General features: G+C 71.8%; 26 protein-coding genes and 1 pseudogene. 5 read left to right on the top strand and 22 right to left on the bottom strand.

Annotation, left to right across the window (positions count from 1 at the left end; translation table 11 throughout):
• Positions 1-4: 4 nt before the first annotated feature.
• The 7 genes from pyrF to pyrR are packed head-to-tail and all read right to left on the bottom strand — an operon-like array spanning position 5 to position 8,605.
• Entirely contained in the window at positions 5-853 is an 849-nt protein-coding gene (gene pyrF / locus ACZ7PG_RS08250) for an orotidine-5'-phosphate decarboxylase (RefSeq protein ID WP_470238393.1), read from the bottom strand.
• Positions 850-4,164 carry a carbamoyl-phosphate synthase large subunit gene (gene carB, locus ACZ7PG_RS08255; protein ID WP_470238394.1) on the bottom strand — a complete coding sequence of 1,105 codons (3,315 nt, stop codon included), beginning with the start codon at positions 4,162-4,164 and terminating at the stop codon, positions 850-852. Before carB ends, pyrF begins: the two co-directional genes overlap by 4 nt.
• Positions 4,164-5,285 (bottom strand): glutamine-hydrolyzing carbamoyl-phosphate synthase small subunit, encoded by a 1,122-nt coding sequence (gene carA / locus ACZ7PG_RS08260; RefSeq protein WP_470238395.1) that lies wholly within the window; start codon positions 5,283-5,285, stop codon positions 4,164-4,166. Before carA ends, carB begins: the two co-directional genes overlap by 1 nt.
• A complete protein-coding gene (locus ACZ7PG_RS08265) occupies positions 5,282-5,776 on the bottom strand; it encodes a PH-like domain-containing protein (RefSeq protein WP_470238396.1) in 495 nt (164 codons plus the stop codon). The genes carA and ACZ7PG_RS08265 overlap by 4 nt, the downstream gene beginning before the upstream one ends.
• A complete protein-coding gene (locus ACZ7PG_RS08270; protein WP_470238397.1) occupies positions 5,776-7,062 on the bottom strand; it encodes a dihydroorotase in 1,287 nt (428 codons plus the stop codon). The genes ACZ7PG_RS08265 and ACZ7PG_RS08270 overlap by 1 nt, the downstream gene beginning before the upstream one ends.
• On the bottom strand, positions 7,059-7,991 hold the full coding sequence (locus tag ACZ7PG_RS08275) for an aspartate carbamoyltransferase catalytic subunit (RefSeq protein WP_470238398.1): 933 nt from the start codon (positions 7,989-7,991) through the stop codon (positions 7,059-7,061). Before ACZ7PG_RS08275 ends, ACZ7PG_RS08270 begins: the two co-directional genes overlap by 4 nt.
• A complete protein-coding gene (gene pyrR, locus ACZ7PG_RS08280) occupies positions 7,988-8,605 on the bottom strand; it encodes a bifunctional pyr operon transcriptional regulator/uracil phosphoribosyltransferase PyrR (RefSeq protein WP_470238399.1) in 618 nt (205 codons plus the stop codon). The genes ACZ7PG_RS08275 and pyrR overlap by 4 nt, the downstream gene beginning before the upstream one ends.
• A gap of 248 nt (positions 8,606-8,853) precedes the next feature.
• On the opposite strand from pyrR, the gene bldD reads away from it, so the two are divergent.
• Complete coding sequence (gene bldD / locus ACZ7PG_RS08285; RefSeq protein WP_003096372.1) at positions 8,854-9,342, top strand: transcriptional regulator BldD; 489 nt, start codon at positions 8,854-8,856, stop codon at positions 9,340-9,342.
• 164 nt (positions 9,343-9,506) lie between these two features.
• Here bldD and nusB read toward each other — a convergent pair whose 3' ends face one another.
• The 3 genes from nusB to ACZ7PG_RS08300 are packed head-to-tail and all read right to left on the bottom strand — an operon-like array spanning position 9,507 to position 11,658.
• The gene (gene nusB / locus ACZ7PG_RS08290) at positions 9,507-9,962 is read right to left on the bottom strand and encodes a transcription antitermination factor NusB (RefSeq protein WP_470238400.1); all 456 of its coding nucleotides are present in this window, start codon (positions 9,960-9,962) and stop codon (positions 9,507-9,509) included.
• Positions 9,962-10,525: an elongation factor P gene (efp, locus tag ACZ7PG_RS08295; protein ID WP_360673313.1), complete on the bottom strand. Its 564-nt coding sequence runs from the start codon at positions 10,523-10,525 to the stop codon at positions 9,962-9,964. Before efp ends, nusB begins: the two co-directional genes overlap by 1 nt.
• A gap of 44 nt (positions 10,526-10,569) precedes the next feature.
• Positions 10,570-11,658 carry a M24 family metallopeptidase gene (locus ACZ7PG_RS08300; RefSeq protein WP_470238401.1) on the bottom strand — a complete coding sequence of 363 codons (1,089 nt, stop codon included), beginning with the start codon at positions 11,656-11,658 and terminating at the stop codon, positions 10,570-10,572.
• A 62-nt stretch (positions 11,659-11,720) separates the two neighbouring features.
• Between ACZ7PG_RS08300 and ACZ7PG_RS08305 the strand changes: the two are divergent.
• A pseudogene (locus tag ACZ7PG_RS08305) lies at positions 11,721-12,164 on the top strand (B-4DMT family transporter); the annotation flags it as partial.
• Between the two features lie 414 nt (positions 12,165-12,578).
• Here the strand turns inward: ACZ7PG_RS08305 and ACZ7PG_RS08310 are convergent.
• The 10 genes from ACZ7PG_RS08310 to ACZ7PG_RS08355 all read right to left on the bottom strand — a co-directional run bounded on the left by ACZ7PG_RS08310 (position 12,579) and on the right by ACZ7PG_RS08355 (position 21,649).
• On the bottom strand, positions 12,579-14,060 hold the full coding sequence (locus ACZ7PG_RS08310; RefSeq protein ID WP_470239012.1) for a beta-xylosidase: 1,482 nt from the start codon (positions 14,058-14,060) through the stop codon (positions 12,579-12,581).
• 553 nt (positions 14,061-14,613) lie between these two features.
• Positions 14,614-15,528: a GNAT family N-acetyltransferase gene (locus ACZ7PG_RS08315; RefSeq protein ID WP_470238402.1), complete on the bottom strand. Its 915-nt coding sequence runs from the start codon at positions 15,526-15,528 to the stop codon at positions 14,614-14,616.
• Positions 15,525-15,956, bottom strand: coding sequence for a type II 3-dehydroquinate dehydratase (aroQ, locus tag ACZ7PG_RS08320; protein ID WP_470238403.1), 432 nt, complete (start codon positions 15,954-15,956; stop codon positions 15,525-15,527). Before aroQ ends, ACZ7PG_RS08315 begins: the two co-directional genes overlap by 4 nt.
• On the bottom strand, positions 15,953-17,062 hold the full coding sequence (gene aroB / locus ACZ7PG_RS08325) for a 3-dehydroquinate synthase (protein ID WP_470238404.1): 1,110 nt from the start codon (positions 17,060-17,062) through the stop codon (positions 15,953-15,955). The genes aroQ and aroB overlap by 4 nt, the downstream gene beginning before the upstream one ends.
• 8 nt (positions 17,063-17,070) lie before the next feature.
• A complete protein-coding gene (locus ACZ7PG_RS08330) occupies positions 17,071-17,598 on the bottom strand; it encodes a shikimate kinase (RefSeq protein ID WP_470239013.1) in 528 nt (175 codons plus the stop codon).
• Positions 17,592-18,779 carry a chorismate synthase gene (gene aroC / locus ACZ7PG_RS08335; protein WP_470238405.1) on the bottom strand — a complete coding sequence of 396 codons (1,188 nt, stop codon included), beginning with the start codon at positions 18,777-18,779 and terminating at the stop codon, positions 17,592-17,594. The genes ACZ7PG_RS08330 and aroC overlap by 7 nt, the downstream gene beginning before the upstream one ends.
• 48 nt (positions 18,780-18,827) lie before the next feature.
• A complete protein-coding gene (locus tag ACZ7PG_RS08340; protein WP_470238406.1) occupies positions 18,828-19,448 on the bottom strand; it encodes a prepilin peptidase in 621 nt (206 codons plus the stop codon).
• A gap of 671 nt (positions 19,449-20,119) precedes the next feature.
• Positions 20,120-20,767, bottom strand: coding sequence for an anti-sigma factor family protein (locus tag ACZ7PG_RS08345; RefSeq protein ID WP_470238407.1), 648 nt, complete (start codon positions 20,765-20,767; stop codon positions 20,120-20,122).
• Positions 20,764-21,276: a sigma-70 family RNA polymerase sigma factor gene (locus ACZ7PG_RS08350; RefSeq protein WP_470238408.1), complete on the bottom strand. Its 513-nt coding sequence runs from the start codon at positions 21,274-21,276 to the stop codon at positions 20,764-20,766. Before ACZ7PG_RS08350 ends, ACZ7PG_RS08345 begins: the two co-directional genes overlap by 4 nt.
• Before the next feature lie 4 nt (positions 21,277-21,280).
• Positions 21,281-21,649, bottom strand: coding sequence for a hypothetical protein (locus tag ACZ7PG_RS08355; protein ID WP_257919254.1), 369 nt, complete (start codon positions 21,647-21,649; stop codon positions 21,281-21,283).
• A 105-nt stretch (positions 21,650-21,754) separates the two neighbouring features.
• Between ACZ7PG_RS08355 and ACZ7PG_RS08360 the strand changes: the two genes are divergently transcribed.
• Complete coding sequence (locus ACZ7PG_RS08360; protein ID WP_470238409.1) at positions 21,755-22,192, top strand: QcrA and Rieske domain-containing protein; 438 nt, start codon at positions 21,755-21,757, stop codon at positions 22,190-22,192.
• A gap of 69 nt (positions 22,193-22,261) precedes the next feature.
• Here the strand turns inward: ACZ7PG_RS08360 and ACZ7PG_RS08365 are convergent, their stop codons facing one another.
• Both ACZ7PG_RS08365 and ACZ7PG_RS08370 read right to left on the bottom strand, forming a co-directional pair.
• Positions 22,262-22,717: a PTS sugar transporter subunit IIA gene (locus ACZ7PG_RS08365; protein WP_470238410.1), complete on the bottom strand. Its 456-nt coding sequence runs from the start codon at positions 22,715-22,717 to the stop codon at positions 22,262-22,264.
• Positions 22,714-22,953 (bottom strand): PTS sugar transporter subunit IIB, encoded by a 240-nt coding sequence (locus ACZ7PG_RS08370; RefSeq protein ID WP_167379806.1) that lies wholly within the window; start codon positions 22,951-22,953, stop codon positions 22,714-22,716. The genes ACZ7PG_RS08365 and ACZ7PG_RS08370 overlap by 4 nt, the downstream gene beginning before the upstream one ends.
• A 243-nt stretch (positions 22,954-23,196) precedes the next feature.
• Here ACZ7PG_RS08370 and ACZ7PG_RS08375 point away from each other — a divergent pair, with 243 nt between their 5' ends.
• Together ACZ7PG_RS08375 and ACZ7PG_RS08380 are read left to right on the top strand one after the other, a co-directional pair.
• Positions 23,197-23,985, top strand: coding sequence for a GntR family transcriptional regulator (locus ACZ7PG_RS08375; protein ID WP_155542382.1), 789 nt, complete (start codon positions 23,197-23,199; stop codon positions 23,983-23,985).
• Positions 23,982-25,217: a PTS transporter subunit EIIC gene (locus ACZ7PG_RS08380; RefSeq protein ID WP_470238411.1), complete on the top strand. Its 1,236-nt coding sequence runs from the start codon at positions 23,982-23,984 to the stop codon at positions 25,215-25,217. Before ACZ7PG_RS08375 ends, ACZ7PG_RS08380 begins: the two co-directional genes overlap by 4 nt.
• Positions 25,218-25,253 lie beyond the last annotated feature (36 nt).

Below are 25,253 nucleotides of genomic sequence, written 5' to 3' on the forward strand. Positions count from 1 at the left end.
CCTGCTATTGGTCGTTTTCCTGCGGGTCGGCCAGCACTTCGGCGACCCGTTCGACCGCTTGGCGCAAAGCCGCTTGCTCCGGACCGTGCTTCAGGATGTCGCGGGACGACGCGGGCAGCACCCCGGGCAGCGAAGCACCGAAAAGTGCCCGTAAATCGGCCGCAGTGGCTCCCTGGGCCCCGAAACCGGGCGCCAGCACCGGACCGTTCAGCCCGGAAAGATCCAGGTCTCCCGGCGAGATGGTGGCGCCGACCACGACACCCACATCGCCGAGCGGTGCGGCGGATGCGTTGAGCGCCGCCGCGGAATCGACGATCGACTGCGCCACGGTGCGCCCGTCCGGCAGCCGGGCGTTCTGCACGGCGGCCGCTTCGGGGTTGGAAGTTCGCGCAAGCACGAAGATGCCGTTCCCCGCGGCGACCGCCGTTTCGGCGCATTGGGCCAAAGAGCCGAACCCGAGGTACGGCGAAACGGTGATCGCGTCGGCCGCGATCGCGGCGCCGTCGGCCACGTACGCGGCCGTGTACGCCGCCATCGTGGAGCCGATGTCACCGCGCTTGACGTCCAGCAGCACCAGCGCGCCCGCTTCGCGCGCCGTTTCCACCACCCGTTCCAGCACCCGGACACCCGCCGCTCCGAAACTTTCGAAGAACGCCGACTGCGGCTTCACGATCGCCGTGCGCGCCGCCAGGACCTCGGTGGCGGACAGCGCGAAGCGCTCCAGGCCCGACGCGTCCACCGGGAGCCCCCAGGCCTCGATGAGGCCCGGGTGGGGGTCGATCCCGGCGCACAGCGGGCCCCGGGCCGCGACGGCCTTCGCCAGCCGCGCCCCGAACCGCTCCCCCGTGCTCACGACTTCGCCTTGAGCGCCGCCTGGAGCTCCTGCAGGGACTTGACCCCGATGTCGCCCCGGATCAGCGCTTCGATGCCGTGCACGGCCGCCGCGGCGCCCTGCACGGTCGTCACGCACGGGATGTCGCGCGACACCGCGGCGGTGCGGATTTCGTAGCCGTCGACGCGCGGACCGCTGTTGCCGTAAGGGGTGTTGATCACCATGTCGACGTCACCGTTGAGGATGACGTCCACGATGTTCGGCTCGGCTTCCGTCGAACCCTCGTAGTGCTTGCGCACCACCGAGCACGCGACTCCGTTGCGCCGCAGCACTTCCGCGGTGCCGGACGTGGCGAGGATCTCGAACCCGAGGTCCGCCAGGCGCTTCACCGGGAAGACCATCGAGCGCTTGTCGCGGTTGGCGACCGAGACGAACGCGCGTCCGGACGTCGGCAGCGAGCCGTAGGCCGCGCTTTGGGACTTGGCGAACGCCTTGCCGAAGTCGACGTCGACGCCCATCACCTCGCCGGTGGACTTCATCTCCGGGCCCAGCAGCGAGTCGACGCCGTGTCCTTCGGGCGTGCGGAAGCGGTGGAAGGGCAGCACGGCTTCCTTCACCGCGACCGGCGAGTCGGCCGGCATCTGCCCGCCGTCGCCGTCGGCCGGCAGGACGCCGCTCTCGCGCAGGTCCTTGATCGTCGAGCCGGTCATGATCAGCGCGGCGGCCTTGGCCAGCGGCACCGCGGTCGCCTTGGACACGAACGGCACCGTCCGCGACGCGCGCGGGTTGGCCTCCAGGACGTACAGGACGTCGTCCTTGAGCGCGTACTGGACGTTCAGGAGCCCGCGCACGCCCACGCCCCGCGCGATGGCCTCGGTGGAGCGGCGGACGGCCTGCAGGTCGGTGTGCCCGAGCGTGATCGGCGGCAGCGCGCACGACGAGTCACCGGAGTGGATCCCGGCTTCCTCGATGTGTTCCATGACACCGCCGAGGTAGAGCTCTTCGCCGTCGAACAGCGCGTCGACGTCGATTTCGATGGCGTCGTCGAGGAAGCGGTCGACGAGCACCGGGTGCTCGGGGTTGATCTCGGTGGCGCGGCTGATGTACCCGGCGAGGGTCTGCTCGTCGTAGACGATCTCCATGCCGCGCCCGCCGAGCACGTAGGACGGCCGGACGAGCACCGGGTAGCCGATCTCGTCGGCGATCCGCTTGGCGCCCTCGAACGACGTCGCCGTGCCGTAGCGCGGCGCGGGCAGCCCGGCGTCGGTGAGCACCTCGCCGAACGCGCCGCGGTCCTCGGCCAGGTGGATGGCCTCCGGCGGCGTCCCGACCACCGGGACACCGGCGTCGGCGAGCCGCTTGGCCAGTCCCAGCGGGGTCTGGCCGCCGAGCTGGACGATGACGCCGGCGACCGTGCCGGACGCCTGCTCGGCGTGCACGACCTCGAGGACGTCCTCGAAGGACAGCGGCTCGAAGTACAGCCGGTCGGACGTGTCGTAGTCGGTGGACACGGTTTCCGGGTTGCAGTTGACCATGACGGCCTCGAACCCGGCCTCCCGCAACGCGATCGCCGCGTGGACGCAGGAGTAGTCGAACTCGATGCCCTGGCCGATCCGGTTCGGGCCCGAGCCGAGGATGAGCACCTTCGGCTTGTCCGTCTGCGCGGCCACTTCGGACTGCGCTTCGGGGTCGGACTCGTAAGCCGAGTAGTGGTACGGCGTCTTGGCGGCGAACTCGGCCGCGCAGGTGTCGACGGTCTTGAACACCGGCCGCACGCCGAGGCGGTGGCGCAGCGCGCGGACGCCGTCCTCGCCGGCCAGCTCCGGCCGCAGCGCGGCGACCTGACGGTCGGACAGGCCGGTGCGCTTGGCGCGGCGCAGCAGGTCACCGTCGAGCACCGGCGCGTCGCGGACCTCGGCCCCGACCTCGCCGATGAGCGCGATCTGGTCGATGAACCACGGGTCGATCCCGGACGCCTCGTGGACTTCCTGCACCGAAGCACCCAGGCGCAGCGCGCGTTCCACTTCGTACAGCCGGCCCTCGTGCGGCACGCGCAGCGAGTCCAAAGTGGACTCACGAGTGACGCCGTCGGGGTCGGGCAGGGTCCAGAACCCGGTCGCCTTCGTCTCGATCGAGCGCATCGCCTTGCCGAGCGCCTCGGGGAAGCTGCGACCGAACGACATCGCCTCGCCGACGCTCTTCATCGTCGTGGTCAGCGTCGGGTCGGCGCCCGGGAACTTCTCGAAGGCGAACCGCGGCATCTTGACGACGACGTAGTCCAGCGTCGGCTCGAAGGCCGCCGGGGTCTCGCCGGTGATGTCGTTCTGGATCTCGTCGAGGGTGTAGCCGATGGCGAGCTTCGCGGCGATCTTGGCGATCGGGAAGCCGGTGGCCTTCGACGCGAGGGCGGAAGACCTCGACACCCGCGGGTTCATCTCGATGACGACCATCCGGCCGTCTTCGGGGTTGATCGCGAACTGGATGTTGCAGCCGCCGGTGTCGACGCCGACCGCGCGCAGCACGTCGATGCCGACGTCGCGCATCACCTGGTACTCGCGGTCGGTGAGCGTCATGGTCGGCGCCACGGTGACCGAGTCGCCGGTGTGCACGCCCATCGCGTCGACGTTTTCGATCGAGCAGACGACCACGACGTTGTCGCTGCGGTCGCGCATCAGCTCGAGCTCGTACTCCTTCCAGCCGAGCACGCTCTCCTCGATGAGCACCTCGGTGACCGGCGACTCGTCGAGGCCGGTGGAGGCGAGCCGCTCCAGGTCCTCCGGCGTGTGCGCCATGCCGGAGCCGAGCCCGCCCATGGTGAACGACGGCCGGATGACGACCGGCAGGCCGAGTTCCTTCACCGTGTCCCGGACCTCGTCCATGGTGTTGCAGACGCGGCTTCGCGGGGTCTCGGCGCCGACCTCGGCGACGATGTTCTTGAACTTCTGCCGGTCCTCACCGCGCTGGATGGCGTCGATGTCGGCCCCGATCAGCTCGACGCCGTACTTCGCGAGCACCCCGCGCTCGTGCAGCGCGACGGCGCAGTTGAGCGCCGTCTGCCCACCGAGGGTGGCGAGGATCGCGTCGGGGCGTTCGACGGCGATGACCTTCTCGACGAAGTCCGGCGTCACCGGCTCGATGTAGGTCGCGTCGGCGAACTCGGGGTCGGTCATGATGGTGGCCGGGTTCGAGTTCACCAGGGAGACACGCAGGCCTTCGCTGCGCAGCACCCGGCAGGCCTGGGTGCCGGAGTAGTCGAACTCCGCGGCCTGCCCGATCACGATCGGCCCGGAGCCGATCACCAGCACGTGCTGGATGTCCGTCCTCTTCGGCATCAGGCCTTCTTCTCCATGAGCGTCACGAAATCGTCGAACAGGGGGGCCGCGTCGTGCGGGCCGGCCGCGGCTTCGGGGTGGTACTGCACCGAGAACGCCGGGACTTCGAGCGCGCGCACGCCCTCGACCGTGTCGTCGTTGGGGCAGTAGTGGCTGATCTCGGCCGCACCGAAGGGCGACTCGAAACGCTGGCCGGGCTCGCCTTCGAGGGCGAAGCCGTGGTTCTGCGCGGTGATCGCCACCCGCTTGGTGGCGACGTCGATCACCGGGATGTTGATGCCGCGGTGGCCGTAGCGCATCTTGTACGTCCCGAGGCCGAGCGCGCGGCCGAGGACCTGGTTGCCGAAGCAGATGCCGAACAGCGGGATCTCGCGGCCGAGGACCTGCTTGGTCAGCTCGGTGGCGTGCACCGTGGTGGCCGGGTCGCCGGGGCCGTTGGAGAGGAACACGCCGTGCGGCTCGATCGCCAGCAGCTCGTCCAAGGTCGACGTCGAGGGCAGCACGTGCACCTCGATGCCGCGCTTGACCATCTGGCGCGGGGTGTTGGACTTGATGCCCAGGTCGAGCGCGACGACGCGGAAGCGCGTCTCACCGGAGGGCGAGACCACGTACGGCTTCGGCGTGGTGACCTGGCCGGCCAGGTCGGCGCCCTCCATCTTCGGGCTCGCCAGCACCTCGGCGACCATCTCGTCGACGGTGCCCAGCGCGTCGCCGGAGAACACCCCGGCGCGCATCGCGCCGAGCTCGCGCAGGTGGCGGGTCAGCGAGCGGGTGTCGACCTCGGCGATGCCGACGATCCCCTGGTTCACCAGCTCGTCGTCCAGCGTGCGCTTCGAGCGCCAGTTGGACGGCGTGCGGGCGGGGTCGCGCACCACGTAGCCGTTGACCCAGATCTTCGACGACTCGTCGTCCTCGTCGTTCCAGCCGGTGTTGCCGATCTGCGGCGCGGTCTGCACCACGATCTGCCCGTGGTAGGACGGGTCGGTCAGCGTCTCCTGGTAGCCGGTCATGCCGGTGCAGAACACCGCCTCGCCGAGGGACCGTCCCTGCGCGCCGTAGGCGGCGCCGCGGAACACCCGGCCGTCTTCGAGTACCAGTGCGGCCTGAGCGCGCGCGTTCACTGGGCACCTCCCTTGATCTTGAGCTGTTCGATCCACTGTGGATAGTCGTCGAGGTCGTCGCCGCGGAAGCCGGTGTCGAGCTCGGTGTCGCCGGCCCGCCAGGTGAGCACCAGCAGCGCGTCGGTGCCCATCACCTTCCCGGCGATCTTGTTGTCGCGCCGGACGCCGGTGACGGCGTCGCGCGGGATCCAGAAGTCGGGCGCCCCGCCGCGTTCGACGGCGACACCGCCGTCGTGCAGCCGCAGGACCGCGCCGGTGCGCAGCCCCGCGCCGCGGGTGACGACCCGGTTCTGCCACTCCCCCGCGAACGTCGTCGCGACGTAGACGCCGGTGGACTCCAGCAGCGCCTCGCCCGCGTCCTCGGGGACGGCGGGGAACGGCGGCACCTGCACGCTCTGCGAGCGCGCCTTGCGGCGCCAGCCGACGTACATGCCCCACAGGCACAGCAGGAAGAAGGCGACGATCGCCAGCACCAGCCACAGGCGTTCCATCAGCAGACCTTCCCGTCCCGCGCGGTGAGCCGCCCGCGCAGCAGCGTCGCGGTCACCACACCGGGGAGCCGCATTCCCTCGTACGGGGTGTTGGCGGCGATGCTGGCGAGCTCCGCGCCCCGGACCGTCCACTCGGCGTCCGGGTCGACCAGCGTCAGGTTCGCCGGCTCGCCGACCTCGATCGGCCGGCCCTGGTCGGCCAGGTTCCCGATCTCCGCGGGGCGCTCGCTCATCACGCGGGCGACGCCGCGCCAGTCGAGCAGCCCGGTGCGGACCATGGTCTCGGCCACGATCGACAGCGCCGTCTGCAGCCCGAGCATGCCGGGCCGGGCGGCGGTCCACTCGGTGTCCTTGTCCTGCACCGCGTGCGGCGCGTGGTCGGTGGCGACGCAGTCGATGACACCTTCGGCCAGCGCGGTCCGGAGCTTTTCCGCGTCGGACTTCGTGCGCAGCGGCGGGTTCACCTTGTTCACCGGGTCGTAGGTGGCCAGGCGTTCGTCGGTGAGCAGCAGGTGGTGCGGGGTGACCTCGGCCGACACCTTCGTGCCGCGCTCCTTCGCCCAGGCCAGCACGTCCGCGGTGCCCGACGTCGAGACGTGGCAGACGTGCAGCCGCGCGTTCGCGTGCAGGGCCAGGAGGCAGTCGCGCGCCACGATGGACTCCTCCGCGGCGGCCGGCCAGCCGGTGTAGCCGAGCCGGGCGGCGCGTTCGCCCTCGTGCGCCTGGGCGCCGACGGTCAGCCGCGGCTCCTCCGCGTGCTGCGCGATGACGACGTCCAGCGCGGTCGAGTACTCCAGCGCGCGGCGCATCAGCAGCGGGTCGGCGACGCAGAGGCCGTCGTCGGAGAACACCTTGACCCGCGCCTGCGACGCCGCCATCGTGCCCAGCTCGGCGAGCTTCTCGCCCTTGAGCCCGACGGTGACCGCGCCGACCGGGTGGACGTCGACCAGGCCGACCTCCTGCCCGCGCCGCCACACGTGCTCGACGATGACGGCGTTGTCGGCGACCGGGTCGGTGTTGGCCATGGCGAACACCGCGGTGTAACCGCCGAGCGCCGCCGCGGCCGAGCCCGAGTCGATCGTCTCGGTGTCCTCGCGGCCGGGTTCGCGCAGGTGGGTGTGCAGGTCCACGAAGCCCGGCAGCAGCACCTGACCGGCGGCTTCGACGATTTCGGCGTCCTCCGGGACGTCGACGGCGCCGATCGCGGTGATCACGCCGTCCTCGACGAGGACGTCTACGGGATCACCCTCGCCGTAGGGGCGGGCGCCCTTGATCAGGGTGCTCACGCGGCAGCTCCTTCACTGGCCAAGAGGTGGTAGAGGACCGCCATGCGGACGTGGACGCCGTTGCGGACCTGTTCGGTGATGGCCGAGGCCGGGGAGTCGGCGACCGCGCTCGCGATCTCCATCCCGCGCAGCATCGGGCCGGGGTGCAACACGACCGCGTGCTCGGGCAGCAGCTTCTGCCGCTTTTCCGAGAGGCCGTAAGCGATCGAGTACTCGCGGGCACTCGGGAAGAAGCCGCCGTGCATGCGCTCGGCCTGAACCCTGAGCATCATCACCGCGTCGACCGCGGGCAGCTCGGCGTCGAGATCGTGCGAAACGGTGACCGGCAGGCTTTCGACGCCGTAGGGCAGCAGCGTCGGCGGCGCGACGAGCACCACCTCCGCGCCGAGAGCCGAGAGCAGGTGGATGTTCGAGCGCGCGACGCGGCTGTGCAGGACGTCGCCGACGATCGCGATGCGACGGTCCTTCAAGGACCCGAGCCGTTCCCGCAGCGTCGCCGCGTCGAGCAGCGCCTGGGTCGGGTGCTCGTGGGTGCCGTCGCCGGCGTTGACCACCGACGTGCCGGGCTCGGCCAGCCACTCCGAGAGCCGCTGGGCGGCGCCGCTGGCGGGGTGCCGGACGATCACGCAGTCGGCGCCCGCGGCGGCCAGCGTCAGCGCGGTGTCGCGCAGGGACTCCCCCTTGTTCACCGAGGAGCTGGAGGCGGAGACGTTGATCACGTCGGCGCTCATCCACTTCCCGGCGATCTCGAACGACACCCGCGTGCGCGTCGAGTTCTCGTAGAACAGGGTGATCACCGTGCGGCCGCGCAGCGTCGGCAGCTTCTTGACCTCGCGGCCGAGCAGGGTGTGCTTCAGCTCGTCGGCGGTGTCGAGCACGGCCGTGGCCAGCTCGGGGTCCAGCCCGTCGGTGGCGAGCAGGTGCTTCACGAATCTTCTCCAGGTGCTTCCGAGGCTTGCGCGGCTTCCGGGGCCCGGAGCACGACCGCGTCGCGGCCGTCGATCTCGGCGAGCAGGACCGACACACCCTCGGTGCGGGCGGTCGGCACGTTCTTGCCCACGTAGTCGGCGCGGATCGGCAGCTCACGGTGACCTCGGTCGACGAGGACGGCCAGCTGCACCGCGCGCGGGCGGCCATGATCACGGAGGGCATCGAGCGCGGCCCGGATCGTGCGGCCGGAGAAGAGCACGTCGTCGACCAGGATCACCACGCGGTCGTCGATGCCGTCGGCGGGGAGCTGCGTCTGTTCGAGCGCGCGCGGCGGGCGGCGGCGGAGGTCGTCCCGGTAGAGGGTGACGTCGAGGGCGCCGGTCGGCGGGCGGACTCCGGAGAACTCGCCGATCTTCTCGGCGAGACGGGCCGCGAGCGGAGTGCCGCGGCTGGGGATCCCGAGCAACACGGGCGGGGTAGTGCTCTCCGCACCGTTCGCGGTCTTTTCGATGACCTGATGGGCCATTCGAGCGATCGTGCGCGCGACATCGCCGGCCGACAGGAGCTCGCGCTCCCCGGCCGAACCAGCCGCGCCACGCGGACGTGACGACACTTCGGACTCCTTCCCCGCCTCACCGGACGGGTCCTTAAAGGACGTCTGTTCCCCTGCTGGTCGGGGCTTTCCCACCGACAGTAGCAGGCACTTTGCTCAGTCTTACGGGTGGTGTGGCGTGATTCGCGGCAAGCTCCTGCTTGACCTGGTGACAACAATGCGTAACCATTACTCTGAGTATTCGACTCGAAGAGTCCCCTGGACCGGTCACCCCGACCGGGAGGGGGTGGAGAACGGAGAACGACCAGATGGGCGATTACGCCAAGGCGCTCGGGGCCAAGCTCCGCGGGATCCGCCAGCAGCAGGGCCTGTCCCTGCACGGGGTCGAGCAGAAGTCCGGTGGGCGCTGGAAGGCCGTCGTCGTCGGCTCGTACGAGCGTGGCGACCGTGCCGTCACCGTGCAGAAGCTGGCCGAGCTGGCCGACTTCTACGGCGTGCCGGTGGTCGAGCTGCTGCCCGAGGGCCGGGTCCCCTCCGGTGCGGAGCCCGCCACCAAGATCGTGATCAACCTCGAGCGCCTGCAGCAGCTGCCTGCCGAAAAGGTGGGTCCGCTGGCCCGCTACGCGGCGACGATCCAGAGCCAGCGCGGCGACTACAACGGCAAGGTGCTCTCGATCCGCACCGAAGACCTGCGGTCCCTGGCGATCATCTACGACATGACGCCGGGCGAGCTCACCGAGCAGCTCATCGACTGGGGTGTGCTCCCGCCGGAGGCGCGTCCTTCCAAGGAGGACTGATTCGGGGTGTTGCTGTGCCGACGGGGCTCGTTCGGGGACGAGCTCTGCTCGCGGACAGCGCGAGCCACGCCCTCGCTCGCCGTGCTTTGCGGGGGCCCAGCCCCCGGACCCCCGGTCGTGGTCACCGCTGACCGAAACCGCCTGACCGGGGGGCCAGGCGGGCTCTAGAGAACGGCGCGGAGGCGGTCGGCGATCGTGCCGATCCGGCCCAGCACGCCGTTGACGAACCGCGGCGAATCGTCCGTGGACAGTTCCTTCGCGAGGCCCACGGCCTCGTCGATCGCGACCGGGTCCGGCACGTCCTCGGCCCAGAGCAGCTCGTAGACCCCGACCCGCAGCACCGCGAGGTCGACCTTCGGCATCCGCTCCAGGGTCCAGCCCTGCGCGTGCTCCGCCAGCAGCTCGTCGATCTGCGCCTTCCGGCCGGTCACGCCCTCGACCAGGCTGATCGTGTAGTCCGCGATCGGGTCGACCTCGGTCGCGCCGACCCGGTCGGCCAGCAGCGTCACCGCGTCGGCGTCCCGCTGCGCGGCCTCGTACAGCATTTCCACCGCGCGACGACGCGCCTGCCGCCGGCTGATCGCGCCGCCGCGGTTGGGGTGGGGCTTCGACGTCGGCATCAGTTGGAGACGCGGCCCAGGTAACGGCCGTCGCGGGTGTCGACCTTGATCTTCTCGCCGGTGGACAGGAACAGCGGGACCTGGATCTCCGCGCCGGTCTCCAGCGTCGCCGGCTTGGTGCCGCCGGTGGAGCGGTCGCCCTGCAGGCCCGGGTCGGTGTGCTGGATGACGATCTCGACCGAGGTCGGGAGCTCGATGTAGAGCGCCTCGTTCTCGTGCACCGCGACCTGGACCTCGGTGTTCTCCAGCATGTAGTTGGCGTTGTCGCCGACGACCGCGGGCAGCACGGTGATCTGGTCGTAGGTGTCGCCGTCCATGAACACGAAGTCCTGGCCGTCCTTGTACAGGTAGGTCATGTTCCGGCGGTCCACCGTGGCCGTCTCGACCTTCGTGCCCGCGTTGAACGTCTTGTCGACCACCTTGCCGGTGAGCACGTGCTTGAGCGTCGTGCGCACGAAGGCACCGCCCTTGCCCGGCTTGACGTGCTGGAACGCGGTGACGGTCCACAGCTGGCCCTCGAGGTTGAGGACGAGCCCGTTCTTCAGGTCGTTGGTCGTGGCCACGAGCTTGCAGTCTCCTGTGTCGAATCTACGGTTCGGGGCCGCCGTCAGACGACCACGAGGTTCTTGGTGCTCAGGGTGAGGAGTTCGGGCTCCCCAGCCCGCACGACGAGCGTGTCCTCGATGCGCACGCCACCGCGCCCCGCGAGGTAGACGCCGGGCTCGACGGTGACCGCCATACCGGCGGACAGTGTACCGACGCCCGTCGCGGCGAAGCTGGGCGCCTCGTGGATCTGCAGGCCGACGCCGTGGCCGAGACCGTGCGCGAAGTGCTCGCCGTGCCCGGCGTCCGCGATCACGCTCCGCGCGGCGGCGTCCACATGGGACACCTCGGCGCCGGGCACGACGGCGTCGACGCCCGCCGCCTGGGCGGTGTGCACGAGGTCGTACACCTCGCGCTGCCAGTCCGCGGGTTCGCCGAGGACGAACGTGCGGGTCATGTCCGAGTGGTAGCCGTCGACGGTGGCGCCGAAGTCCATCTTCACGAAGTCACCGCGCTCGAGCGCGGCGTGCGTCGGCCGGTGGTGCGGGATGGCCGAGTGCGCGCCGGCGGCGATGATGGAGGCGAAGCTGAGCGCCTCCGAGCCGTGCTCCAGCATCCGGTTCTCCAGGTCACGGGCGACTTCCAGCTCGGTCCGCCCGGGCCGCAGGCCCCCGGCGGCGACGAGGTCGTCCAGCGCCCGGTCGGCGGCGGCGCAGGCCTGGCGCAGCGCCTCGATCTCGGCTTCGTCCTTGACCAGGCGCAGCTGCTCGATGAGCCCGGGGGTGCGCTGGAGTTTTATGTGCGTCTGGAGCGCTTCGTACTCTTCGACGCTGACGTGCTGGCTCTCGAAGCCGACCCGTCCGTAGGTCTTGGCGTCCTTCGCGGCTTTCGCGACGAGGGCGGCGGCGCTGGCCCGGTCGACGACCTTGTCCAGGTCGGGCACTTCGGCGGCCGACTGGGTCGTGTAGCGGCCGTCGGTGCAGAAGAGCGTCTTCGCGTCGCCCTCGGCGTGCAGCAGCACGGCGGCGTTCGAGCCGGTGAACCCGGTCAGGTAGCGGATGTTGAGCAGATCGGTGACCAGCAGCGCGTCGACACCGGCTTCGGTCAGCAGCCCGCGCAGCGCCGCCCGGCGTCGTCCATGGGTTTCAGGCACGTCCCCAGCCTAGTGGGCGCTGACTAAGCAACTCGCCAGTAACCTGGCCTACACTGCGCAGGATGAGCGCTTGGGTGATCCGCGGACTCGGGATGGCGGTGCTCCACGGCGTCGCGCTGACGCTGCTGGCCAAGTACGCGGTGTACCACCCGACGGACCAGACGCTGGTGACTTCCGTGGCCTTGGCGATCCTGGTGGGCGCGGCAGCACTGTGGAGCGCCCTGGACGCGTGGCGCGGCCTGGCGGATCGCGGCCGGGCGTGGTTCATCGCGGCCCTGGTGGCGGGGGTCGTATCAGGGATCCTGTACGTGATCGGGCGCGCGGTGTTCGTCGACCAGACGGGCGTGTCGGAGCTGGGCGGGGCGCTGACCGGCGGGGCCGCGTTCTCGGCGTTGCTGGTGCTGGTGCCGGCCGGGCTCGGGCTGTTCGTGGGCGGGCGGATCGGGCGTTCGAAGCCGGACGACGTTCTTCCGGAGGAGGAGGCCCCTTCGCCCCGGCCGCGGCGCCGGGATCGGGCGTCGGAGTCGGAGTCGGAGTCAGAGGCCTTGACCCGGCCTCAGCGCCGGATCCGGGCGGACGAGCCCTCGCCCCAGCCTCGCCGCCGCGACCGGGCGGGCGATGAGGAACCCGCGCCGCGACCGTCTCCGCGGATCCGGCCACGTAGCCGGGAACCTCGGGCCTAGCTCACCTGGCCGCGGTTTCCACCTGCCGGCGAGTACCACACGCAGCACCCGCCCGCGGTCTCCTCCTGCGGCGAGCACCGCCCGTTCCTCGGCACGCGAACTGCCCCGCCGCCAGCGAACTGCCTGCGAGAAGCCCGTCCCAACGGGCGTCCGTCACCCGGCGTGCCGCCGAGCCGTTGCCCGCCGCTCTGCCTGGCTGCGATTCCCGCCGGCGAACAGCACGCGCCCGCTCCGGCGTCAGCCGACCAGCGAAGTGCCCTGGGGGAAGCCGTCCCACTGGGCGTCTGTCACCGGGTGCGTCGCCGAGCCGTTGCCGGTCACGATCGCCGCGTCCGGGACTCCCCACAGGCGGCGGTCGTCGAGGACCAGTGCCAGCCCGCGGCCCGGAGCCCAAACCGCCTCCGCGCCCGAGCGCAGCCGCGTCGCCACCGGCAGTGCCGCCACCTCGGGCGGCTCCTTCTCCAGCAGCTCGCCGGCCAGGGCCGCGGCCACCCCGCGGCGGTCGACCCGCACCCGTTGCCCGGCGCGGACCAGGTCCATCGTGCGGTCCGGCGACGGCATCGTCACGCCGTCGAACGTCGCGGCCACCCGGCGCGGGTTCGCGCACGCCTGGCTGCCGCGCAGGTCGAGCCCGAAGTGCCGCAGGTCGGTCGGGGCGGCGGCCCCGCCGATCACGGTCGCGCGCACGACGTCGAACGGCACCCGGTCGCACGGCGCGGCCGACGACAGCGGCGCGTGCCCGTCCGCGCGGCGCACCAGCCCCGGCCCTTCCTTCCACGGACCCGGGATGACCACTGGCCGGTACGGGTTCTCGGTGAAGTCCGCGGTCCAGAACGTCAGCGTCGTGCCGGTGTCGGTCTCGTGCGCGATGACGAACGCGTCGAGCGCGCCCACCCACATCAGGTCGGCGCTGAACCCCTCGACCACCGACCGGCCGCGCGGCATGGCGGTCGTGGGCACCGGCACGAACCCGCCGACGTCGAGGGCCTGCACCCCGGACCCGAACGCGGGATCGTGCGACCGGAGCACGAACTGCCCGGCGCCGTTCCACGCCGCGGCGCGGCCGGTGGTGTCGGTGAACATCAGGTAGAACCAGCCGTCGAGGTAGACGGCCGAGGGCTGGCCGGCGCCGTAGACGTTGGCGCGGTGCACGTCGTGCGACGGCCCGAGGATCGGCTTCCCGCCCGCCGCGCGGGTCCAGTGCACACCGTCCGTGCTGGTCGCGAGCCCGACGGCGTTGCCGAGCGCGTGGTCGCCGGCCGCGCCGGTGTAGTAGAGGTAGTAGGTCGTGCCGACGCGCAGCACCGACGGGTCGCAGGTGTGCATGCCGTCGAACTGCCCGGGCGCGCCGGAGAACACGGCGGCCGGGATCCCGCCGTCGGGCCCGGCGAACGGCCCGTCGATCGACTGGGCCTGGGCGTAGAGGATGTCGTCGCCGGCGGGTCCGGCGCCGCCGTACTGGCTGCACCACCACATCCGGGTCTGCCCCCGGTCGAGCATGACCGACGGCCCGTAGTTGTAGACGGCATCCGCCCCACCGGCGGCGATCACACCACCACTCTCCCGGGGGTCACCCGAAGCGAGCTTGACATCGACCGGCCGCGGCGGAACACCGGTCTGCCCCCCGGCGATGGCCGGCTTGTCCCCCGCCGCTTGGGGCTGGGCGTAACCCTCGGTGCACCCCGCGACGAGGAGCCCGGCCAGAACACTGGCGACCAGGGCACGAGCGGGTCGCCGACCCCCACGACGAAACGGGCTCACGACATCGGAGTGTAGCGAGACCCGACCCGTCCGAGTGACGGCATGCCTGGTCGACGGTCCTCCGATCGCGCGCAAGATCGCGGGCGGACAAGGGTTTCCGGAGTGTGGGCCGGTCAGACCCGGTGGCGAGCCCAACCGGCGGCTGGGGGTTCGCGCCGACGAGCGCTGGATTCGCGCTGGCGGGAGTCGGGCTCGCTCCGCGGAGAGTGGGGTTCGTGCCGGCGGGGCTACGGTGTCGAGCGGCCACCGAGGGTTGCGGTGTCAGCAGCCAGCGGGAGTTGCGGTGTCGAGCAGCCTCTGGTTGTTCCACGGCGCGAGCGGCGCGCGCCAGCGAGACCGGATCGCGGACTTCGCGCCGGGCTCGGATGCTCAGCTCCCGGATCGCCGGAAATGCGCGAGCTTCAGCAGATCGCCGAGAGCGCGCGTCCGGCGCCGGAGTCGGCCGGCGGCGAAGTGTTCAGGCGCCACTATGCCCCTGCGCGAAAACGCTTCCCGGTTCGAGGCGCTCGAGTCACGTCCCGGCCGGTGGGCCTTCCAGTGCGACCAGTTCGACCTCGAAACCGGCGTCGTTCTCCAAATAAGCCGCGTAGTGCGCTTCGCCGCCCGCGTACGGGTAGCGGTCGGCGAACAGCGGGCGCCAGCCGTGTTCCGCCGCGCGCTCGGCCAAGGCGTCGACCTGGGCTCGGGTTCCCACGTGCAGCGCCAGGTGGTTCAGGCCCGGCCGCGTGCGCTCGTGCTCCGGGGCGCTCATCGCCGGGGATTCCTCCACCACGACGTACGTTCCGCCGCGCCGCCAGCTGATTCCCGCCGGCCAGCGCTGGAACTCCCGCCACCCCAGCTCGCCGAGCAGCCAGCCCCAGCTCCGCTCCGCTTCGGCGAGGTCCGGCACCCACAGCTCGATGTGGTGCGGCCTTCCGTGCACCGGCGCCAACGAGACGAGCACGCGATGCAGATCGCCGTAGTGGATGCCGCTGCCTACGTCGAGGAAACCCAGCCTGGCCGCCACCTTGCGGCTCGCCGCGTTGTTCTCGTGCACCAGCGCCCAGATCGCCGCGAGCCCGAGCGCGTCGAGGCCGTGGGCGAGCACCGCCTGGGCCGCCTCCGTTGCCAACCCCTGGCCCGCGTGCGCACTCGCGATGTAGTAGCCCAGCTCCGCCACCCCGCCGGGCAGTTCCGGCGACGGGCGCAGGTGCGCGACGCCGATCACCTCGCCGTCGCGCTCGATCACCCAGTGGCCCTGGCCGGCCGGGCCGCGGTAGGCCAGCCGGCGGTCGACCATCGCGCTCGCCGCGGCCGGGTCGGAGAAGTCCGCGGCGAAGAACCGGCTCATCTCCGGGTCGGAGAACACCTTCACGACGGCTTCGCGGTCGGCCTCGACCAGCTGACGCAGCCGCAGCCGCGCCGTGGTCAGCGTCGGCAGCGTCATGCCGGGTGCGCGGCGAGCCACCGCAGCGCGAGCGGGTAGCCGTCGACGCCGAGGCCGGCGATCACCGCGGTCGCGATGTCCGACAGCACGCTGTGGTGCCGGAACGCCTCCCGCTTGTGCACGTTCGAGATGTGCAGCTCGATCAGCGGCGCGGACAGCTGCGCCGCCGCGTCACGCACCGCGATCGAATAGTGCGTCCACGCGCCGGCGTTGAGCACCACCGGGTTCCCGCCGTCGGCGGCTTCGTGCAGCCAGCCGACCATTTCGCCTTCGTGGTCGGTCTGCCGGACCTCGACCTCGATGCCCAGTTCCTCGCCCGTCTTGACGCACAGCGCCGCGAGGTCGTCGTGGGTGGTCGAGCCGTAGACCGACGGCTCGCGCTTGCCGAGCCGGCCCAGGTTGGGACCGTTGAACACGAACGCCTTCACAGCAGGATGCTCCCGCCACTCGAAGGGGCGTCCGCCGCGATCGCCGAGTACGCGGCCGCGAGCAGCGACGGGTCCGGGCCCTCGAGCCGGCCCGGCTTGCCGAGGGCGTCGAGGACGACGAACCGCAGCACGCCCGAGCGGGTCTTCTTGTCGCCCTTCATGGTTTCCAGCAGCTGGGGCAGCGCGTCGGCGTCGTAGGTCGTCGGCAGGCCGAGCAGCTTCAGCACGGCGGCGTGACGCTCGGCCGTGGCGTCGTCGAGCCGCCCGGCCAGCCGCGCGAGCTCGGCGGCGAACACCAGCCCGACGCTCACCGCGGCGCCGTGACGCCACCGGTACCGCTCGCGGCGTTCGATGGCGTGGCCGAGGGTGTGGCCGTAGTTCAGGATCTCCCGCAGGTCGGACTCGCGCAGGTCGGCGGCCACGACGTCGGCCTTCACCTGGATCGACCGGCGGACCAGCTCGGCCAGCACGTCGCCGCTCGCGTCGAGCGCGGCAGCCGGGTCGGCCTCGATCAGCTCGAGGATCCGCGGGTCGGCGATGAAGCCCGTCTTCACGACCTCGGCCATCCCGGCGACGAGCTCGTTCGGCGGCAGCGTCTCCAGCGTCGCGAGGTCGACGAACACCGCGCTCGGCTCGTGGAACACCCCGACGAGGTTCTTGCCCGCCTCGGTGTTGATGCCGGTCTTGCCGCCGACCGCGGCGTCGACCATGCCGAGCAGCGTCGTCGGGACGTTGACCAGGCGGACCCCGCGCATCCACGTACCCGCGACGAACCCGGCGAGGTCGGTGACGGCGCCGCCGCCGAGGCCGACCACGACACCGCGGCGGTCCAGCCCGATCCGGCCGAGCACCTCCCAGCAGAAGCTCGCGACGGTGAGCGCCTTGCCGTCCTCGGCGTCGGGGATCTCGACGCGGTGCGCGTCGAGCCCGGCGGCGATCAGCTCCTCGCGGATGGCCTCGGCCGTGGTGGTCAGCGTGGGCGGGTGGATCAGCGCGATCTTCGAAGCGTCGGCCAGCTGCGTGGCGAGGTCGCCGAGCAGGCCGCGGCCGACCACGACGTCGTAGGGATGGGCGGTGGCGACGGGGATGCGCACCGGATCGGACACGGGGTGACTCACTCCTTGGCTTCGGCGGGGACGGCGAGCTCGGCCGCCAGGCCCGCGACGATGTCGGCGGGCGTCCGGTCGTCGGTCACGACCTCGACGGTGGCGACCTCGCGGTAGACGGGCACCCGCTCGTCGAGCAGTTTCTTGAACGTGGCGCGGGGGTTCACCCCGGCCAGCAGCGGCCGCGCCGACGACAGTCCGGTGCGCTGCACGCCGGCGGCGAGGCCGACGTTGAGGAACACGACGGTGTGCTCGGCCAGCCGCGCCCGGGTGCCCGGGGTGAGCGGGGCGCCGCCGCCGAGGGAGAGCACGCCGTCGTGCTCCGCCAGGCCGGTGGCGACCGCTTCCTCTTCCAGCGCGCGGAAAGCGGCTTCGCCGTCTTCCGCGAAGATGTCGGAGATGCTGCGCCCGGTGCGCGCGACGATGTCGTCGTCGCTGTCGCGGAACTCGACGCCGAGCGCGGCCGCCAGCAGCGGTCCGACCGTGCTCTTGCCCGAGCCGGGCGGGCCGACGACCACCGCGCGAGGGCTCACCAGCGCTCCTCGAGGGCCTTCAGGTACGCCTCGGCGTTGCGCTTGCTCTCGACGAGGGAGTCGCCGCCGAACTTCTCGAGCGCGGCGTCGGCGAGGATGAGCGCCACGACCGATTCGAGCACGACCCCGGCGCGTGGCACCGCGCAGACGTCGGACCGCTGGTGGATGGCGACGGCGGGCTCGCCGGTCTTGACGTCCACTGTGGACAGTGCTTTGGGGACGGTCGAGATCGGCTTCATCGCGACGCGAACCCGCAGCGGTTCGCCGTTGGTGATGCCGCCTTCGAGCCCGCCCGCGCGGTTGGACCGGCGGGTGACGCCGACCGGGCCGGTGCCGCGGTCGATCTCGTCGTGCGCCTGGCTGCCCCAGCGGCGGGCGGTGGTGAAGCCGTCACCGACCTCGACGCCCTTCATGGCCTGGACGCCCATCAGCGCGCCGGCGAGCCGGGCGTCGAGCCGGCGGTCCCAGTGGACGTGGGAGCCGAGGCCCGGCGGGAGGCCGTAGGCGATGACCTCGATCACGCCGCCGACGGTGTCGCCCGCCTTCCGCACGGCGTCGACCTCGGCGACCATCGCGTCGGTGCCCTCCTGGCCGAAGGCGCGCACCGGGCTCTCGTCGATGGCGGGGAGGTCCTCCGGCTTCGGGAGGGGCCCCTGGGGAGCGTCGGCCTCGCCGATCGAGACGACGTGGCTGAGGATCTCGACGCCGAGCAGCTGCTTCAGGAAGTTCCGCGCGACGGTGCCGAGCGCGGTCCGCGACGCGGTTTCGCGCGCGCTGGCCCGCTCGAGGACGGGGCGCGCCTCGTCGAAGCCGTACTTCTGCATGCCGGGCAGGTCGGCGTGGCCCGGGCGGGGCCGGGTGAGCGGTTCGTTGCGCGCGAGGCCGTCGAGGATCTGCGGGTCGACCGGGTCGGCCGCCATGACCTGCTCCCACTTGGGCCACTCGGCGTTCTCGATCTGGATCGCGACCGGGCCGCCCTGGGTGAGGCCGTGGCGGACGCCGCCGAGGAAGTCGATGTGGTCGGTCTCGAAGCCCATCCGCGGGCTGCGCCCGAAGCCGAGGCGGCGCCGGGCGAGCTGCTCGGTGACGTCGGCGGTGGTGACGCCGACGCCGGCGGGCATGCCTTCGAGCACGGCGGCCAGCGCGGGTCCGTGCGATTCACCTGCGGTGATCCAGCGCAACATGGGCTCAATCCTGTCACGGGGGCCGGGCGGGCCCGAAGAGTGTTCCGGTCATGGCGCACCAGGGAAGAGGGCACACAGCCAGGTGGCGGCGAGGAGGGCGGGACCGTGGGGCACGCGACGGCCGTTCCGCACGATCGCGACGACCAGGCTGACGAGCGCCGCCAGCACGGCCGCGACGGCGAGGGCGGCCCAGCCGACCGCGCCCAGCACCGCGCCGAGACTGCCGGAAAGCTTCACGTCACCGGCGCCGAGGCTGTGTGGCGCGGCTCTCCGGACCACCGCGTGGGCGCCGCCGAACAGGAGCGCGCCGAGGGCCGCTCGTACGGCGAGTGACGGACCACCGCCGCCCAACGCGGCAGCACCGATCGCGGCGCCGAAGAGGGGGTACGCGGGCAGGGTGAGTACGTCCGGCAGCCGGAGGTGGCGCAGGTCGGCGAGGGCGAGCGGGACGGCGACGACGGTGAGGACCAGCGGGACGGGCAGCCACCAGACGGGCCAGCCGACGGCTCGCCAGCACGCGGCGACGACGGCGGCACCCGCGGCGGCCAGGACGGCGGCGAGGGGCATCGGGATGGGGGCGGTGGCGCGACGGAGCAGCCGCGCGGCCGGTGGCGCGGTGACGGCTCCGGCGGCCGCCGCGGTGGTGAGGACGAAGATCGTCGGGGGCATGGGTCCAGGGTGCGGCGGGCGGGTTGAGCTGGGCAAATGGCGGGCGTCGCGAACGGTCCGTTCGCTACGTTCCGGGCCGGGTTTCACTCCTGTGGGGGACGGTTGGGGGCTCGGGAGCGCGTGTTTTGGGGGCCTGGGGCCGCGTGGCGCGAGGGCGGGCTCGGGTGGGTGGAGGCGCGGCTCGGGTGATCGGAGGGTCGGCTCACGTGCCTGGGGCGGTCGGCTCACGTACTTGGGCGGACGACTCGCGTGCCTGGGCGGACGACACGCGTACCCAGGCGGACGACACGCGTACCTGGGCGGACGACACGCGTGCTTAGACAGTCGACACGCGTGATCAGAGGGTCGACACGCGTGATTGCAGGGTCGACACGCGTGCCTGGAGGGTCGGTTCGCGTGCCTGGGCCGGGCGCGTGCCGGGAGTCGGGGCGCGTGGCGAAGCCGGGGCTGGCGGGGGGGGCGGGCGGGTCGTGTGGCGAAGCGGGGCGGGCGGGGCGCGTGGCGGAGCGAGGCGGGCGAGGCCGAGAGGGGCGGGGGCAGGCGGGGCGCGAGGCCGGGCGGGGGCGGGCGGGCGGAGGGGCGGGGCGGGGCGGGGCGGGCGGAGGGAAGTCAGGTGGCTCGTCCGGGACCCCCTGCGGCCCGGACGAGCCACCACCCCTTCACAAAGCCCGTCAGAGCGTCAGCCGGAGCAGGGCTCGGCCGCTGCCTCCGCGTACCTCCAGCGCCGCCAGGTCGGTGCGCTTCAGGGCCGTGCCGATCACGATGCGGGCCGTGTTGTCCGGGACCGCCTTCCACGTCGCCAGCTGGGTCTCCGCCCCCGAGCGCGAGATCGCCACCAGGATGTACTCGCCGCTGCTGCGCTCGCCCGTGTAGCTGCACGACATGTCGACCTGGGTTCCCCAGTCGAAGGCCGCCAGGCTGGCGTCGGCGCGGACCGGGAACTCGCCCAGCGCCGTCATCGCGGAGTAAGGCGGCGGCGCGGGCGAAGGCGCTGAGGCCACCACCGCCAGCGCCACGCACGACGACACCGCCAGCGCGGCCGACACCGACGTCACCGCCAGCCGGATCCGGCGGCCCCGGCGGACGCGGCGCAGCACCGCCGGCAGCAGGTCCGGCGGGGGCGGGCCCGCGTCCGGCAGCAAGGCCGGAGCCGGCGCGTCCACCCTGGCCAGCAGACCCGGCAACCCCGCCAGGTCGCGGACCGAGGACGCGCACCGGTCGCACGTGCGCAGGTGCTGTTCGAAGCGCTGGCGGTCCTCGGGGGAAAGCGCCCCGAGCACGTAGGCCGCGTCGAACGTCGCGAACGGGTCCTCGCTCACTGGGTCACCCCCCTCTCCTCGAGCACCAGGCGCAGCGCGCGCAACGCGTAGTGCGTGCGGGACTTGACCGTCCCCTCGGCCACGCCCAGCGTGGTGGCCGCGTCCGCTACGGAATAGCCCTGGAAGTAACACAGCACGAGCACCTCGCGGTGCCGTTCCGACAGCTCGGCCAATGCCTCCGCGACCAGCCAGCCCTGCACCGCGCGGTCGGTCCCGTCGCCGACCGCCCGCTCCGGCGGCCGGTCGGTCATCACCTCCGACCGGGCCGACGCCGAGCGCCAGCCGTCGATCGCGATGCGCCGCGCCACCGTGAACAGCCACGCCCGCGCCGAGCCCTGCGACTGGTCCAGCACCGCCGTCGACCGCCAGGCCCGCAGCAGCGTCTCCTGGACGACGTCCTCGGCCCGGATCCGGTCGCCGGAGGTCAGGTGGAGCGCGTACGACCACAGCGCGCCCGCGTGCTCCTCGTGCAAGGCGCGCATCAGCGCGTCTTCGGCGACTTCCCCCACGAACTCAGGCCGCGACTCGGCGCCGGTCCTTCACGAACATCAGGGCCAGGCCGCCGACGATGCAGACCGCCTCGGTGATGACGCCCCAGTACTCCGGCTGGCTGTTGAACTGGTCGTGGTTCCCGGCGAACCCGACGGTCGCGGCCAGCACGTACGCGCCGAGCGTCAGCACGCCGAACCCGACCGCACCCAGCGCCGGCAGCCAGTGCCGCCAGGCCAGCACCGCGATCGCGAGGACCAGGCCGCCGATCGCGTCGAGCAGGAACAACGGCCCGACGATGCCCGGGTAGTCCTCGGTCCACAGGAAGTAGTGCACGCCCGCCGAACCCAGCAGCGCGGCCGCCACGACGATGCGCAGAACCCAACTCACCATGATCGATCCTCCACTCCACACCCACTCGGCTACATACACGGAACAGGGGCCGATCCGGTTCACCGCGGATTGAACCGATGCGGTGTCGATCTCGTTTAGAGGGGCATGACTGCCGAAACCCACTCCCGCCGCACCGTCCTCACCACCGGTGCCGCCGTCGCCGGTTTCGCCGTCGGCGCCGTCGCGCTCACCGCCTGCGGTTCCTCGGACGACGCCAAGTCGGGCACCGCGCAGGCACCGATCGCCGCCGGCACGCCGCTGGTCGCCCTCGCCGACGTCCCGGTCGGGGAGGCGAAGGCCGCGAAGGCGCCGGACGGTTCCGACGTGATCGTCGCCCGGACGTCCGAATCCGCCTGCGCCGCGTTCAGCGCGATCTGCACCCACCAGGGCTGCACGGTCGCCCCGAAGGGCGCCGACCTCGTCTGCCCGTGCCACGGCTCGGTCTTCAACGCGCTCACCGGGGAGGTCAAGCAGGGCCCGGCGAACAAGCCGCTGCCGTCGGTGCCGGTCAAGGTCGAAAACGGCAAGGTCGTGACCGGCTGACGGGCCGGGAGCACGCGAAGGGCCCTTGGGACGACTGTCCACAAGGGCCCTTCGTGTGACAGGAAGACCTCAGGCGTCCCAGCCGAAGAGCTTCTCGCCGGCGGCGACGTCCCGCTCGGCGTCCAAACCGGACAGCACGTCCGCCGAGGCGTCCAGCGCGACCACCGGGACGATCGCCGAGTAGCCCGCCGCGGTCACCGCCTCCGGGTCCCAGCTGACGATCGGCTGGCCGGCCCGCACCTGCTCGCCCTTGACGACGTGCAGCGTGAAGCCCTCGCCCTTCTCCTTGACCGTGTCGATGCCCAGGTGCACCAGCACGGCCTTGCCGTCCTCGGTCGCGACGACGTAGGCGTGCGGGTGCAGCGTCGCGACCGTGCCGTCGACCGGCGCGACCGCGTCCGTCCGGCCGCCCGACGGCTGCACCGCGACGCCCGGACCCACCATGGCCTCGGCGAACACCGGGTCCGGGACCTCGGTGATCGGCACCACCCGCCCGGCGACCGGGCTCAGGATCTCCAGGCTCACAGCAGGTCCTCGATGTCGCTGGCGATCGTGTCCGCCTCCGGCCCGACGATCACCTGCAGCGCCGACGACCCCATCTTGACCACGCCCATCGCACCGGCCTTCTTCAGCGCCGCTTCGTCGACGAGGCTCATGTCCTCGACCTCGCAGCGCAGCCGCGTGATGCAGCCCTCGATCTCGGTGAGGTTCTCCGTGCCGCCGAGTGCGGCGAGGATCTTTTCGGGCCTGTCATCCGCCATCGCGGTCTCCTTGATCACTGTTTGTTCCCAACCTGACGCGCACCGCGTGTCCACCTGTACTACGCCGTTCGTCGGCATGCACCCCGCCGCGGGCCACGAACGGATAACGGTGGTTGACACCCGTCCGCGCGGCGGAGCATCCTGCCCCATCAGATCATTGGTCTAGACCGGAACGTACCAATGTTCCGGGCCGGACGCGAGCACCGGTCCCCCGGTGACGCGAGAACGAGGAGGGTGACGCCGATGAGCGCGGCAGCGCACGTCCCGCCACCCGACCGGGTCGTCAACGGGCCCACGCCCAAGCACGCCCAGCTGCGGGAGATCCTCCGCCGCACGGTGGAACGGGAACTCCCGCCGGGTGCGCCGATCCCGTCGGAACGTGAGTTGGCCCAGCGCTACGGCGTGTCGCGGCTCACGGTCAGATCGGCGATCGGCAAGCTCGTCGAGGAAGGTCTGCTCGCCCGCGTCCGCGGCAAGGGCACGTTCACCGCGGCCCGGCGGATGGAGCTGCAGCTCTACCTCATGTCGTTCACCGACGACATGCGGAGGCGGGGGCTGACGCCGACGACCGAGGTGGTCTCGGCGGCCACCGAGGTCCCGCCGACCGCCTCGGCGCACGCCCTCGGGCTGTCCGAGGGCGCCCCCGCACACCACCTCGTGCGGTTGCGCCACGCCGACGGCGTGCCCCTGGCCGTCGAACGCGGCTGGTACCACGCGGGCCGGGCTCCCGGCCTGCTCGAGCTCGACCTGACCCAGTCCATCTACGCGCAGCTGGCCGAGACGTACGACGTGCGTCCCGACCAGGCGTGGCAGACGGTCTGGGCCGAAGGCGCGGACCGCGAGACGGCCCGGCTGCTCGGCATGCGTGCCGGCAGTCCCCTGCTCGTGTTCCGCCGGGTCTCCAGCGCCAACGGCGACCCGATCGAAGACATCACGTCCTGGTACCGGGGAGATCATTACCAGGTGACCATGCAGTTGGACCGGAACACCCCGGAACCCGGTCAACCACCCCACTATGGAGGATCCAGATGAGCTCCACCACCGCGGAGGGGGCGAAGAAGAGCGGCAGCGGTCTCGCCGGTCTTCAGCGCTTCGGCCGTAGCCTCATGCTCCCCATCGCCGTGCTCCCGGCGGCGGGCATCCTGTTGCGGTTCGGACAGGACGACATGCTCGGCAAGGACGGCCTCGGCTGGAACAAGGTCGCCTCGGTGCTGGGCGCCGCGGGCGGCACGCTGTTCAACTGGCTGCCGCTGCTGTTCGCGGTCGGCATCGCGGTCGGCTTCGCCAAGAAGGGCGACGGCTCGACCGCCGTCGCGGCGGTCGTCGGCTTCTTCGTCTTCAGCGCCGTCATCCAGGTGTTCGCTCCGCTGACCGACCTGCCCGGCTACAAGGCGGGCGCGACCGAGCTCGCGCCGATCAAGTGGCCGTACTCCGTGCTCGCGGGTGTCGTCGTCGGCATCGTGGCCGCGTTGCTGTGGCAGAAGTACCATCGCATCAAGCTGCCCGCCTACCTGGCGTTCTTCGGTGGCCGCCGGTTCGTCCCGATCATCACCGCGCTCGTCATGGTGATCCTCGGCGTGATCTTCGGCCTCGTCTTCCACTGGGTCGACCAGGGCATCCAGGCCGCCGGTGACGCGGTCACCTCGTCCCCGATCGTCGGTGGCGGCATCTACGGCGCGCTGAACCGCCTGCTCATCCCGGTCGGTCTGCACCAGCTGCTGAACGTCCCGGTCTGGTTCATCTTCGACGGCGGTGACATCAACAACTTCGTCGCGGGCAAGCTGTCGGCGGGTGCGTTCACCACCGGCTTCTTCCCGATCTTCATGTTCGCGCTCCCCGCGGCCGCCCTCGCCATCTGGCAGACGGCCCGCCCGGCGCAGAAGAAGGTCGTCGGCGGTGTGATGATCGCCGGCGCGCTGACCTCGTTCCTGACCGGTGTCACCGAGCCGATCGAGTTCTCGTTCATGTTCGTCGCGTGGCCGCTGTACCTCTTCCACGCGATCATGACCGGCACCTCGCTGGCGATCTGCAACGCGCTGGGCATCCACCAGAGCTTCAACTTCTCGGCCGGCGCGATCGACTACCTGCTCAACTTCGGGGCCCCGGCCGCGCAGAAGCCGTGGCTGCTGATCCCGATCGGCCTCGTGTACGCGGTGATCTACTACTTCGTGTTCCGCTTCGCGATCACCAAGTGGAACCTGCGCACGCCGGGCCGTGAGGACGACTCGATCGAGGCCGACCTCGACCGCACGGCCGCCGCGTAACATCCCGACCGACGTAGAACCCCTTCAGGAAGAGGA

The sequence above is a fragment of the Amycolatopsis sp. NPDC114504 genome, from assembly GCF_055633595.1.

Coding starts and splice junctions, on each gene's coding strand:
- carB (WP_470238394.1), bottom strand. CDS start 4,164: ATGCCGAAGAGGACGGACATCCAGCACGTGCTGGTGATCGGCTCCGGG.
- ACZ7PG_RS08265 (WP_470238396.1), bottom strand. CDS start 5,776: ATGGAACGCCTGTGGCTGGTGCTGGCGATCGTCGCCTTCTTCCTGCTG.
- bldD (WP_003096372.1), top strand. CDS start 8,854: ATGGGCGATTACGCCAAGGCGCTCGGGGCCAAGCTCCGCGGGATCCGC.
- nusB (WP_470238400.1), bottom strand. CDS start 9,962: ATGCCGACGTCGAAGCCCCACCCCAACCGCGGCGGCGCGATCAGCCGG.
- ACZ7PG_RS08315 (WP_470238402.1), bottom strand. CDS start 15,528: ATGACGCTGCCGACGCTGACCACGGCGCGGCTGCGGCTGCGTCAGCTG.
- aroC (WP_470238405.1), bottom strand. CDS start 18,779: ATGTTGCGCTGGATCACCGCAGGTGAATCGCACGGACCCGCGCTGGCC.
- ACZ7PG_RS08340 (WP_470238406.1), bottom strand. CDS start 19,448: ATGCCCCCGACGATCTTCGTCCTCACCACCGCGGCGGCCGCCGGAGCC.
- ACZ7PG_RS08355 (WP_257919254.1), bottom strand. CDS start 21,649: ATGGTGAGTTGGGTTCTGCGCATCGTCGTGGCGGCCGCGCTGCTGGGT.
- ACZ7PG_RS08360 (WP_470238409.1), top strand. CDS start 21,755: ATGACTGCCGAAACCCACTCCCGCCGCACCGTCCTCACCACCGGTGCC.
- ACZ7PG_RS08370 (WP_167379806.1), bottom strand. CDS start 22,953: ATGGCGGATGACAGGCCCGAAAAGATCCTCGCCGCACTCGGCGGCACG.
- ACZ7PG_RS08375 (WP_155542382.1), top strand. CDS start 23,197: ATGAGCGCGGCAGCGCACGTCCCGCCACCCGACCGGGTCGTCAACGGG.
- ACZ7PG_RS08380 (WP_470238411.1), top strand. CDS start 23,982: ATGAGCTCCACCACCGCGGAGGGGGCGAAGAAGAGCGGCAGCGGTCTC.